This is a genomic window from Staphylococcus lugdunensis (assembly GCF_002901705.1).
Classification (GTDB): Bacteria; Bacillota; Bacilli; order Staphylococcales; family Staphylococcaceae; genus Staphylococcus; species Staphylococcus lugdunensis.
This window is the reverse complement of record NZ_PPPV01000016.1, coordinates 330,577-343,071: the sequence shown is the minus strand read 5'-3', so window position 1 is coordinate 343,071 and position 12,495 is coordinate 330,577. Positions and strand designations below refer to the sequence as shown.

Sequence of the window (12,495 nt, the reverse complement as noted above, 5' to 3'; positions counted from 1 at the left end):
GTTCATTCTTCTATTTAAAAAACATACATCCTCATTTGAAATGTAAACTCAATCACATTAATTATAAACAGAAAAATAGAATTTTGAAATATTCTAAGTCATTATTTATGGAGGCGATTTTATTGTTTGCTGTATATTTAGAAGAACAAAAAGTATATAATGGATTAATATTGACTAAATATAAAGGGATGTTAAAGGTGAAGATGTATATATGATTAACACGGTAACAAGTATATTACCACCCGTACACGGTGGAAGAACTAAGGCATTATTGAGTCGAATACGCCTATTAGATCAACACCTAGGAATTCAAAATAAAATTTATACAACCAATTATAATGCTAATTATTTAGAGGTATATCATCAATTTAGAGAAGAAGGTACAGTAACGCCGTCTACAACTTTTGAAAATATGTATGATTGGTTATCTGGCTTTAAATTATTAAATATACCTACAACAAAATTTAGAAAAAAGACCATATATCATGAAACAAATCGTGATATTGAAGGGCTAACTTATAAAGTATCTGACGATGGCAATGTGGTGCGTTATTACAATGAAAAAACGTATGTTTTATATCGAAAATATTATGAAAACACAGATATTGTGCAATTTGAAGATGTCATGTCTCCAATTTCTAAAAAGAAAATTGAACGCAGAGAGTTTAATCAATATGGACAGATGCATCGGAAAACATTTTATTCACGACAAACATTTCGTAAAATAATGGAAGAATATATCGATCAAACAGGTAACGTGTATTGCCGTAAATTTTTTGATTCTACAGTTGCAAAACGCATTGATTTTATTCAAATTTATAAAAATAATTTATTTTATCGTGCTTTTAAGTCAGAAAAAGAATTATTCCAATATTACTTTCAACAGCGCTTCCAAGACGGTGATATTGTCTTTAATGATGCAAGATTGTTAGATATGCCATTACTCAAACAAACACATAAGACGAAAAATGTTTTAGTATTTCATAATAGTCATTTAGAAGGACAGCAAATAAATCGGTCATATCGGTTTGCATTAGAGCATTCAGAAAATGTTGCGCAGTATGTCTTGTTAACAGAGATGCAAAAGCGCGATATCCAAAGTACGTTTGACATTAGTGAACAACAAATTACAGTTTTACCGCATTTTATTCAACCTTATCCTCAACATGATAGTATCCAGCAACAAGATCGTTTTATCTTTATAGGTAGATTAAGTTTACAAAAGCAAGTTGACCATCTGATTAAGGCTTATCACCGTTTCTTAAGTTATGGTTATGGCACGAGACTTGACGTGTTTGGTGCAGATGAAGACAAACAAAAGCAACTGATGCTTGATTTAATTAATGATTTTGGTATACAAGATAAAGTGACAATTCATGATTTTACATCAAATCCATTAGACGAATTTAGAAAATCAAAAGCGTCATTACTCACAAGTGCATATGAGGGATTTGGACTTACCGTTATGGAGAGTATTGAAGTAGGCTGCCCAGTGATTTCATATGATGTCCGATATGGTCCAGCAGAAATTATCGACGATGGCGCAAACGGTTATCTTGTAGAACCAAACAACATTGATGCCTTCGCCCAAAGAATGGCAGATATTGTTAAAGAACCTCTTTCACAAGTTCAGACCAAAAACCAACTAAGGGAAACTCAAGCCATCGCTAACTATAAACAGCTATTCCAAACATTAAAATATTAAAGTTGAATCATAAGAAACTGATAAACCAAAATAGGCTTGTCAGTTTTTTATAGGTTTGAAAATAATATGATATATTAAGACTAATAATATAAATGATTGAGGGATTTATATGACAAATTATAAGACAAAGCAAGAAGTACATAATAGGGCCAAAGAAGCGGTAGGTAAAACAATATATGAAATTAATAATGGAGCACCTGTTAAACCAAGTAAAAATTCTGTTGGTGATGCTTTTGAAGCATGGTTTGGTAAAACAAAAGATAGTGAAAGTAGACCAGATATGGAAGAGGCTGGGGTTGAATTAAAAGCAACTCCGTATAAAAAACTGAAAAGCGGAAAGTTTAGTGCTAAAGAAAGATTAGTATTAAATATTATTAACTATGAAAAAGTTGCTTTAGAAACATTTGAAGAAAGTTCATTTCTTTATAAAAATAATACTATTGAATTAGCTTTTTATGAATATGTGAAAGATAAAAATAGAAAAGACTGGAAAATTGAGGAAGCAGTTTTGTATGAAATGAAGAAAAATCCAGTTGATTATCAAATTATTAAAAAAGATTGGGAAATAATTCATAAGTATATCATTGATGGTAGAGCACATGAGTTAAGTGAAAGTCTAACAACATATTTAGCTCCTTGTACTAAAGGTAAAAATGCCAATAGTATGAGAAAACAACCGTATTCAAATATTCAAGCAAAGCAGAGAGCGTTCTCTCTCAAAGCTGGATATATGACATCGTTATTAAGAAAATATGTATTTGGTAATGAAGAGATTGAATCAATAGTTAAAAATCCGTTTGAAGTAAAAGAAAAAACTATCGAAGAAATTGTCTTTGCAACTTTTAAGCCATATTTTGGAGAAAAAATAGATAAATTAGCAGCAAAATATAATATAAATAAGAAAGCAAAAAATTATCATAATATGATTGCTTCGGCAATATTAAATTTAAAAGGAAAAATTAGTCAAAATGAGTCATTTCCACGCGTTGAAGAATTTGAAAAAGCGTCAATTATCGTAAAAACAGTAAAATTTAATAAAAATAATGTTAACAAAGAGAGTATGTCGTTTCCTGCTTTTTCATTTAAGGAATTAGATAATGAAAAATGGGAAGATGAAGAAGGGAATCCTCAAGCAGAATGGCATAAGTTCTTATTAGAGGCAAGATTTTTATTATTTATAGTGAAAGAAGAAAACAATGAAGAAATATTTAAAGGTGTTAAATTCTTCAGTATGACAGAAGATGAAATAAATGGCCCTGTAAAAAAAGTTTGGGAAGATACGGTAAATAAAATTAGAAGTGGTGTAGAGCTCACTGCTAAATATAAAAATGATGGATTACTATGGAGAATAGAAAATAATTTTATTAATAAATCTGATAATTTGATTTGTCATGTGAGACCACATGAGACTTTTTCAGATTATAGAGTAAATGGAAAATTTGCAGATTTATTACCATCACCAATAAAATGGATTAATAGACCAAAAGATGTGGAAAAATATTCTAATCAATGGATGACTAAACAGTGTTTTTGGATTAACAATGACTACATAAAAAAACAGGCAGAAGAATTTTTATAGTAAAATACAAAAAACTAGAACGATCGTTCGGTTATGTGGTACAATATAAACCAATTAATTTTAGGAGGTCGCCTAATGAATAGTATCAAGGTCGCAGAATTATTTGCAGGAGTTGGCGGTTTTCGTCTAGGTCTAGAAAATACTAAAAATAAAATTTTTAATGTTACGTGGGCAAATCAATGGGAACCATCAAGAAAAGTACAATATGCATTTGATTGTTATAATTCCAAATTTCTTAATGGAGAACATGTTAATAAGGATATATCTAAAATTAGTGATGAGGAAATGGCAAATACTAATGCAGATATGGTTGTTGGTGGTTTTCCCTGTCAGGACTATTCTGTTGCTAGAAGTCTTAATGGAGAATTAGGTATACAGGGGAAAAAGGGAGTATTATTTTGGCAAATCATAAGATTTATACAAAACACATATCCTAAATATATTCTGCTAGAAAATGTAGATAGATTATTAAAATCTCCTTCAAATCAAAGAGGAAGAGATTTTTCAGTTATGCTATCAACATTAAATGAACTTGGCTATGATGTTGAATGGAGAATTATTAATGCCGCAGACTATGGCAATGCTCAACGACGTAGAAGAGTATTTATATTTGGCTATAAACAAGATTTAGATTATGCAAAATTGATGAAAAATAAAAGTTTAGAAGATATTATTTACCAAGATGGAATGTTTGCACAAGGGTTTCCAATTGAAAAAACCCCCCTAAAAAATAGAATAAATAAAGTAGAAATATCTAGTGACATAGTCGATATTTCTGATAATTTTAGTTTTCAATTCTATAATAGTGGTGTAATGAAAAGTGGCAAAATACTAACAATTGATACAATACCAATTTATGAAAAACCTATTACTTTGAGTGAAATTATAGAAGAAAACGTAGATTATAAGTATCAGTTAAATGATGAAAAAATTTCTAAATTTAAATATTTACGTGGACCAAAAAAAATTAAAAGAACAAGTAAAGATGGACATGAATATTATTTTTCAGAAGGTGGTATGTCAGATACAGATTCTCTTGATTTACCTGCACGTACAATGTTAACAAGTGAATCTTCTATTAATAGAAGTACACATTTTCTTAATGTAAATGGTATCTTTCGAACTTTAACACCTATAGAAGCTGAGAGGATTAATGGGTTTCCAGATAATTGGACTGATACTATGCCAGATAGGATGAGATTCTTTTGCATGGGTAATGCCTTAGTAGTACCAATAATTACAAGAATTGGTAATCAAATAGAAAAAATTGAACAGTCAACAAGTGATGAATATAGTCAATTAAAGTTATTTTAATTTGTGACAATCTCTTACAAGGAGATTGTCTTTTTTGTTGATGCTTACTATATAGAAAGTTAGTATATAAACAAGTATGTAAATTACATTTATTAAGGAGGAAAATAATGGGTGATAGTAATATCGAATTTGATTTAAAAAAAGAAATTGAAATAGGAAAATTTTTAGACAAATACTTTTATCCTAAATTAAATGAAATCTTTGATACTTGTAAAATTAAAAACTTTATTAGAGTAGATAACATGAGTAAGCAACATAGAGGAGTAGATTTAACTCTAAATTTTGAAAACGGCAAACAAATTGATATTGATGAAAAAGCATCGGCCACCTACTTCAACAAGAATATACCTACATTTTCATTAGAAGTTTTTTATTATAAAAATAAAAAGTTAAAAGAAGGCTGGTTATTTGGTGATAAATATGATTCAACGGATACGTATTTATTAATTTGGGGTTGGAATGAGCAAGATAAAGAAATATTTGCAGAGAATATAACAAAGTTAGAAATATGTTCTGTCAGAAAAAAAGCGTTATTAAATGATATTAAGCGAAGGTATAATATAGACAAGGATAATTATTTTGATATTTGCTATAAGAAAATGAAAAATCTTGAGAATAAAGAATATGATGTAAAAAATAAAGATTATCTTAATGGCAAAAATGGAGCATACTGGCGTATATCTAATAAAGTTGAAGAGAAATCGTTTTTAATACTGTATAACAAATATATGTTGAAAAAAATATGTCAAGGATGGTTTGAAGTCACTAAAGATGATTTAAAAATTATACAATCTAAGATTCATTAATTTTCATTTGCACGTCTCAATCCTTAACGATATGATAATGATGAGGATTGAAGTAAGCGTTTACAATAAATTTACAATACACACATTGTGAAAGGGGTTTAGATGATGGTTGAACAGTTTGATTTGATTGTGGTCGGTGCTGGACCCGGGGGTTATGTTGCGAGTATTCGCGCTGCTCAATTAGGGATGAAGGTTGCCGTCATTGAAAAGGACCGTGTGGGGGGCACATGTTTCAATGTAGGATGTATTCAATCTAAGCTGTTGATTGAACATGGCAAGCGTGTTTATGAAATGAATCAAGCGAAAGATTGGGGCATTTTTGCTAATCATATTGAGCTGGATATTAACAAAATGAATCATCGTAAGGATGAGGTGGTGGATGAGATTATTGGCAATGTTCACCATCTTTTTGATGAAAATCATGTAAATTACATACAAGGAGAAGCGGTAGTTCATAGTGATTTATCTGTTGAAGTCAATGGCCGTGTACTTTATGCCAATGATATTGTATTAGCGACTGGAAGTTCACCATTCGTGCCACCTATTGAGGGTGTTGATAAGATTGATTATGAAACGACGGATTCGTTCTTTAAGCATTCCACTTTACCAGAACAAATAACGATTGTCGGTGGTGGTGTCATTGCGACAGAACTCGCATCTGCCATGGCTGATTTAAGTGTTCATGTAACGATTTTAGAGTCTGGTGACAATATATTGCGCTCTGAGGATAAAGATGTTCAAGCGTCGATACGGAAGTTATTAGATTATCAGGGTGTAAAGATTGTTACACATGCGCGTGTCAATAAAGTAGATACTGATGCTGTTTATTTAGAAAATGGTTCACAGTTACCCTATGGTACACTACTATTTGCAACTGGGCGACGTCCTAATTTACAAGCATTTGAATCTCTTAATTTAACTATGGAAGATAAAACAATTAAAGTGAATGAGTTTAACGAAACATCGGTGCCACATGTCTATGCAATTGGAGATCTTGTAGCCGGTTATCAACTGGCGCATACTGCAAGTGCACATGGTGCCGTTGTGGCTGAGAAAATTGCAGGACTGAATCCCGACCCTGTGAAACAAGAGGATATACCAAGATGTATTTATACGCGAGTTGAATCAGCGTCAATAGGTTTATCTGAAGCACAAGCAATTGCTCAAGGTTATGACGTAAAAGTGACACAATCAAACTTTAAAGAAGCGCCGAAAGCTTTAATAAAGGGGGAAACAAATGGTGTAATAAAAATGGTTATTGATAAAGCCACGCACCATATTTTAGGTATTTTTGCTGCGGGTCCTAATGCTACGGATGTGGTCGGGCAAATGTCAGCTATGCGAGCTGCACATGGTCAACTTGAAGACTTAGCTGCTATGATTCAACCTCATCCAGCGCTATCAGAAACAATTGGTGAAACTGCCAATGCGTATTTTAATAAGGCAATACATCAATAAATTGTTCACAATTACAGTCGGTTTACCTCAAATTTAAGCAGCTTCAAATTAGTTGAAATATACAAATAAAGTGAATTTTAAGATAAATGACTAATTTGTGAAATACATCACATATTACTTTAAAAAATAAAAAAAGAGCGTATTATAGTAGATGTAAGGAATAAGTAATTGGAGTGATAACTGATGCGAAAAGTAATTGAACAAGTTATTTTTTCAAATGAAAGCAGTTATAAAATTCATGTGCATACAGGCGTAAACCAAGGATTAATTGGTGATATTAGAGATGGTTACATCACTATCGACTCTATGCCATATATCGATGCAGAACGATTATATCAATATGGTCTTGAACACAAGGAAGTTGTACCTAGTTAATCAAGACAGCCCCTAAAAAAGAACTCGACTTTTTTGACCCAAGTATCGTATGCCCTTCCTGGCGAACATCAAGGGCATCATATATACCCCAATAACATTGAATAATCTCTGGAAAGCCCACAAACCAATGCGTACTGGTTGTGGGCTTTTAGTATTAAACAACTTTAAAATTCTTTTTAACCTCATTATATTGATACTCTAAATTATAAAGTTTATTTTTGAAGCCATCTTGACTGCTAAAGGGCATGCGAACATCATGCATGTTATCAATTTCACGAATAAACTTTTTTTCGGCTGTTTTACGTTGTGCTACCGTCATATTCAGTAATTCTTCTTCACTAAATAAGTCTTCAAAACGAAAACTGAATCCCATGCGTTTCTTTTCTGCTCTTAATTTCATGACACGATCATGATAAGTCATCATTATCTCCCTTTCTATAAACCCATTTTAATTAGACATACTTCCACTTTATACCTTAATATTATATTTTACAAATGGAATTTGTAAGTTGTTTTAGTTTTAACAACAGTGGTTATAAAGATACTAAGCCAAAAAGAAAAGGATGTAGTTATAAATGGATAATATTGTAGGACGTGTTGCTGTAATAACTGGGGCAAGTAGTGGTATTGGTAAAGAAATTGCTAAAGCGATGCATAGCATGGGATTCAGAGTTGTATTAGCAGGACGCAATAGAAAAAGATTAAATCAAGTGGCTATGCATATGCGTAAATATGAAAGCTTAATAGTAGAAATAGATATGACTCAACGTCAGGAGGTAGAAGCACTAATTGCTAAAGCGATTGAGTACTTTGGTCGAGTGGATATTCTTGTTAACAGTGCAGGTTTAAGTTTAAGTTCACAAATCACAAGTCATCAAGTTGAGGATTGGGATGCAATGATTGACACGAATCTAAAGGGTACTTTGTATGCTATTAATGCAGTTTTACCACATTTTCAGCAATACAAAGAGGGACATATTATTAATTTAGCATCTATTAGTGCTGAAGAGGTAACTAAAGATAGTACTGTGTATAGTGCAACAAAAGCTGCTGTCCAGATGATTAGTCGAGGGTTAGAAAAAGATTTAGCACGTACAGGCATTAAAGTGACTAGTATTTTACCAGGTATGGTTGATACGCCAATGACTGAACAGAGTGATTTTGGAGGCCGCAAAAAGCTAGAGACCTATGACATAGCTGAAAGTATACGTTATGCCATAACGCAACCGCCACATGTCAATGTAAATCAAATTACTATACGACCAGTATAGAAATATTTTCGTAAAATATGCCAAGGCTTTAATGAACTATCGGAATTTTAAAAATAATCGATGCAGTTTATGGTAATGATTAAAGCTTTGACATCAAATTAAGTTTAATTTATTCAGTTGCTAACCATGTCTTGGGGAATGTTACACTGATATTATAGAATAACCTAATTTCTAAGTAATGAAGGGTGATGACAACATTGGAACAAAGATTATTCGACTTGTTAGAATTATTGGTGAAATATAATACAGAAAGCCCTCCTGGACGTAATACAGATCCTTTGCAAGATGATATTCAACGCTTGCTTGAGGATTTAGGTTTTACAATTCAACGTGAGGTACTTTATCCTAATGACAGTATTATTGTAGCCACGTTAAAAGGTGAGGATCCAACAGCACCAAAGTTAATTTTAAATGGACATGTGGATGTGGCTTCTGTCGATGATGATCGTGAGTGGAACTATCCGCCATTTGAATTAACGCATGTTAACGACTGGCTCTATGGTCGTGGTGTTAGTGACATGAAAGGTGGCATGGCTGCTTTATTTTATGTCTTAGAGCGATTACATCAAGAAGGACGTCTCCCTCAAGGTGATATTATTGTTCATTCTGTAGTTGGGGAAGAGGTTGGTGAAGCAGGGACAAAGCGTGCTTGTGAAATCGGACCTAAAGCCGACTTAGCATTAGTCTTAGATACGAGTGATAATATGGCGTTAGGTCAAGGTGGTGTGATTACAGGCTGGATTACAGTTAAAAGTAAGCACACAATACACGATGGCGCACGTCATCAAACTATACATGCAGGTGGTGGCTTATTTGGTGCCAGCGCTATTGAAAAAATGATGAAAGTCATTCAAGCATTAAATGAATTAGAACGGCATTGGGCAGTGATGAAATCGAGTCCAGGAATGCCACCTGGCGCAAATACAATCAATCCTGCTGTTATTGAAGGAGGCCGACATCCTGCTTTTATTGCTGATGAATGTCGTTTATGGATTACGGTACACTATTTACCTAATGAATGCTATGAAGATGTTATTGCAGAAATTGAAACATATTTAAACCAAGTAGCTGCAGCTGATATTTGGTTGAAAGATCATCCATTGTCCTTTGAATGGGGTGGTGCATCAATGATTGAAGATAAAGGAGAGATTTTTCCAAGTTTTGAAATCCCAACGACCCATCCAGGATTTAAAGCTTTGCAACAGGCACATGAACTTGTACACCATAAACCTTTAGAACATGGTATGAGTACGACAGTTACAGACGGTGGTTGGACAGCACACTTTGGTATACCAACAATTTTATATGGTCCCGGAAGTTTGACCGAAGCGCATAGTGTAGATGAAAAAATTACTGCGACAGAATTGCAAACATATAGTGAAGTACTCTATCAATATTTAAAACAATGGTACCAGCATCCAGTAAAAAATTAGAAAAACATGTTGGGATATACATGTAAGTGATTAGAGTTCCAGCGTTCGATTCTTTTCTTCCATTATGATTTCTACAATCTTATTTGCAGACATAAAAACTAGCAAAATCAGTTTTTACTAACAAAGCAAGCTGGGGTGGGGGCCCCAGCAAAGAGGAATGCGAAAAGCATTTCTACGTACAACGCAAGCTGGGGTGTCGAAGTTGTCCTCTAAGAATGCGAGCCAACAATACGAAATATTGTTGTAAATAAAGAAGCACAAAGATGATTTATGTTAAACCATCTTTGTGCTATTATTTTGGGATTTATATGCCATGCTGTTTGTATTATCGTTTAAAGGTATCACGGAGTTTCTTAACCCAACCAGCGCCTCGCTTAGAAACGACGGGAACTCCTGAAGGCTGGGACGCGAGCTTTTTTAATTGTTTACCATATTTAATTGCTTTTTGCATTAAATAGGCTTGTGAATTTAAAGGTGACATATCGTTTTTAATATAGTGATATTGACCATATTGATCTTGATAACGTCCCTTTTGATTGTCTGATAATTGTAAGTTCATATAGTCTAGTAATCGTTTGGCAATGTCGTTATCTTCAACTGGGAATAAAATTTCAACACGTTTAATCATATTCCGAGTCATGACGTCAGCGGAAGAAAGATAAATACGTTGGTCTCCATTATTATAGAAATAATAAATACGAGAATGTTCTAATAATCGTCCTACAATACTAACGACTTCAATATTCTCACTTATACCAGGAATTCCAGGTTTTAAACAACATATGCCACGAATAATCAACTGAATTTTAACGCCTGCTTGAGAAGCTTCGAACAATTTCTTGATGATCGCTTTATCAGTTAATGAATTCATCTTCATGATAATATGGCCATTGCCATGTTCGTGGTGACTTTTAATTTCTTTGTCGATACGGTCGATAAAGACATCACGAATATCAAATGGTGCCACGATTAATTTGTTATATACGGGCTTAACCGAATAGCCACTTAAATAATTAAAGAAATTAATCGCGTCTTCCGCAATTTCTTTATTTGTGGTAATAATACCCATATCTGTATAGAGTTTAGCTGTTTTATCGTTATAGTTACCTGTACCTAAATGTACGAATGAAGTTAATGTTCCATGAGTACGTTTTACTACAAGTGCAATTTTACTATGTGTTTTTAAGTGTGTCATACCATAAATGACATGACAACCAGCATCTTCTAACATACGTGCCCAATGCACATTATTTTCTTCATCAAACCGCGCTTTTAATTCTACAAGTACAGTCACTTGTTTACCTTTTTCGGCAGCTTCTTTTAAACTTTTAATAATTGGTGAATCTTTACTTACGCGGTACAATGTTTGTTTAATCGCAATTGTATCAGGATCATCTGCAGCTTCGCGAATAAAGTCGACAATCGGTTGAAATGATTCATAAGGATGATGGAAGAAAATATCGCGTTTTAAAGCTAATTCATAAATATTATTAGTACCTAAAGAACGCGGTACTTGTGGTGTATATTGCTCATAAGTTAAGAATTTTAATTTGTGTGATAAATGGTCTACCAAACCAAATAAAAATGTTAAATCGAGTGGTCCATTAACAAAATACACGTCATTGTTCTCAACTTCTAACGTATCAATGAGCCATGGAATATCGTCTGAATTAGCGGTGCGACCGTCAACCTCTAAACGCACAGCTGAACCACTTTTACGTTCTTTCAAGAAACGTTCAATTTCGATAAGTAAATCTTCAGCACCATCCTCATGAATGGTTAAATCGGCGTTACGTGTAATACGGAATGTAAACGTATTTAAAACTTCGTATCCCGTGAATAGATAATTGATGAAATAAGTAATCACATCTTCAACCATTAATACATATTGTTTTGTACCTTCATTGAGTGTAATGAACCTAGGTATTAATGACGGAATTTGAACAATAGCAGAATTTATCGCATCTTCCGTATCAATATCAACGAAGATATTTAAGCTTTTATTATTTAATTTTGGAAATGGATGATATGCATCAATACCTAAAGGTGTAAGCGTAGGCAATATGGTTGTCTTAAACTCTTGTTCAAGACGAGTTAATAGTTGGTTGGATAATTGTTCAGGTTGAGACATTTCGATATCATATTGTCGAAGTTCTTCGATAAGTTCATTATAGCGCTCATATTGTTTATCAACATATGTGGTATTCTTTTCTTGGATAGCATCAACTTGTTCTTGCGGTGTCATTTGTGCTTTGTTTTCAGGCTTATCATATCCCATTTTAACTTGGTCTTTTAAGCCAGCGACCCGGACCATAAAAAATTCATCTAAATTAGAGCTAAAGATAGAGATGAAATTTAACTTTTCTAATAAAGGATTATTATCGTCATAAGCTTCTTGTAATACACGATAGTTAAAATCTAACCAGCTAAGTTCTCGATTGTTGTAATACTGCGGTAAATTGATGTTATTTTCTCCCAATTGATTTTGCATTGTCTATACACACCTTGTCGTTTAGTCATAATTTTTGTTATATACGTACGTGCTATGGCAGTT

Annotated in this window: 10 protein-coding genes; 8 read left to right on the top strand and 2 right to left on the bottom strand. The window is 33.0% G+C overall.

Annotated features, from left to right (window positions below):
* Window positions 1-211 precede the first annotated feature (211 nt).
* From CD041_RS08520 to CD041_RS08495, 6 genes are all read left to right on the top strand, one after another.
* A complete protein-coding gene (locus tag CD041_RS08520; protein ID WP_062078087.1) occupies window positions 212-1,705 on the top strand; it encodes a glycosyltransferase in 1,494 nt (497 codons plus the stop codon).
* Between the two features lie 109 nt (window positions 1,706-1,814).
* Window positions 1,815-3,284 (top strand): Sau3AI family type II restriction endonuclease, encoded by a 1,470-nt coding sequence (locus CD041_RS08515; RefSeq protein ID WP_070648221.1) that lies wholly within the window; start codon window positions 1,815-1,817, stop codon window positions 3,282-3,284.
* A gap of 75 nt (window positions 3,285-3,359) precedes the next feature.
* On the top strand, window positions 3,360-4,598 hold the full coding sequence (dcm, locus tag CD041_RS08510) for a DNA (cytosine-5-)-methyltransferase (protein WP_037545295.1): 1,239 nt from the start codon (window positions 3,360-3,362) through the stop codon (window positions 4,596-4,598).
* 107 nt (window positions 4,599-4,705) lie between these two features.
* Window positions 4,706-5,404, top strand: coding sequence for a hypothetical protein (locus CD041_RS08505; protein ID WP_070648222.1), 699 nt, complete (start codon window positions 4,706-4,708; stop codon window positions 5,402-5,404).
* Between the two features lie 105 nt (window positions 5,405-5,509).
* Entirely contained in the window at window positions 5,510-6,862 is a 1,353-nt protein-coding gene (gene lpdA, locus CD041_RS08500; protein WP_170121704.1) for a dihydrolipoyl dehydrogenase, read from the top strand.
* A 183-nt stretch (window positions 6,863-7,045) separates the two neighbouring features.
* A complete protein-coding gene (locus CD041_RS08495; protein ID WP_002460385.1) occupies window positions 7,046-7,237 on the top strand; it encodes a hypothetical protein in 192 nt (63 codons plus the stop codon).
* Window positions 7,238-7,391: 154 nt separating this feature from the next.
* Here CD041_RS08495 and CD041_RS08490 read toward each other — a convergent pair whose 3' ends face one another.
* Entirely contained in the window at window positions 7,392-7,658 is a 267-nt protein-coding gene (locus CD041_RS08490; RefSeq protein WP_002478650.1) for a DUF1413 domain-containing protein, read from the bottom strand.
* A 154-nt stretch (window positions 7,659-7,812) separates the two neighbouring features.
* Between CD041_RS08490 and CD041_RS08485 the strand changes: the two genes are divergently transcribed.
* Complete coding sequence (locus CD041_RS08485; protein WP_002460381.1) at window positions 7,813-8,508, top strand: SDR family oxidoreductase; 696 nt, start codon at window positions 7,813-7,815, stop codon at window positions 8,506-8,508.
* Window positions 8,509-8,696: 188 nt separating this feature from the next.
* Window positions 8,697-9,941: an acetylornithine deacetylase gene (locus CD041_RS08480; RefSeq protein WP_371092321.1), complete on the top strand. Its 1,245-nt coding sequence runs from the start codon at window positions 8,697-8,699 to the stop codon at window positions 9,939-9,941.
* 325 nt (window positions 9,942-10,266) lie between these two features.
* Here the strand turns inward: CD041_RS08480 and CD041_RS08475 are convergent, their stop codons facing one another.
* Window positions 10,267-12,432 (bottom strand): RNA degradosome polyphosphate kinase, encoded by a 2,166-nt coding sequence (locus CD041_RS08475; RefSeq protein WP_002478653.1) that lies wholly within the window; start codon window positions 12,430-12,432, stop codon window positions 10,267-10,269.
* Between the last annotated feature and the right edge of the window lie 63 nt (window positions 12,433-12,495).

Excerpts from the sequence above, each read along its gene's own strand:
- CD041_RS08520 (WP_062078087.1), top strand. The coding sequence starts at position 212 with ATGATTAACACGGTAACAAGTATATTACCACCCGTACACGGTGGAAGA.
- CD041_RS08515 (WP_070648221.1), top strand. The coding sequence starts at position 1,815 with ATGACAAATTATAAGACAAAGCAAGAAGTACATAATAGGGCCAAAGAA.
- dcm (WP_037545295.1), top strand. The coding sequence starts at position 3,360 with ATGAATAGTATCAAGGTCGCAGAATTATTTGCAGGAGTTGGCGGTTTT.
- CD041_RS08505 (WP_070648222.1), top strand. The coding sequence starts at position 4,706 with ATGGGTGATAGTAATATCGAATTTGATTTAAAAAAAGAAATTGAAATA.
- lpdA (WP_170121704.1), top strand. The coding sequence starts at position 5,510 with ATGGTTGAACAGTTTGATTTGATTGTGGTCGGTGCTGGACCCGGGGGT.
- CD041_RS08495 (WP_002460385.1), top strand. The coding sequence starts at position 7,046 with ATGCGAAAAGTAATTGAACAAGTTATTTTTTCAAATGAAAGCAGTTAT.
- CD041_RS08490 (WP_002478650.1), bottom strand. The coding sequence starts at position 7,658 with ATGACTTATCATGATCGTGTCATGAAATTAAGAGCAGAAAAGAAACGC.
- CD041_RS08485 (WP_002460381.1), top strand. The coding sequence starts at position 7,813 with ATGGATAATATTGTAGGACGTGTTGCTGTAATAACTGGGGCAAGTAGT.
- CD041_RS08480 (WP_371092321.1), top strand. The coding sequence starts at position 8,697 with ATGACAACATTGGAACAAAGATTATTCGACTTGTTAGAATTATTGGTG.
- CD041_RS08475 (WP_002478653.1), bottom strand. The coding sequence starts at position 12,432 with ATGCAAAATCAATTGGGAGAAAATAACATCAATTTACCGCAGTATTAC.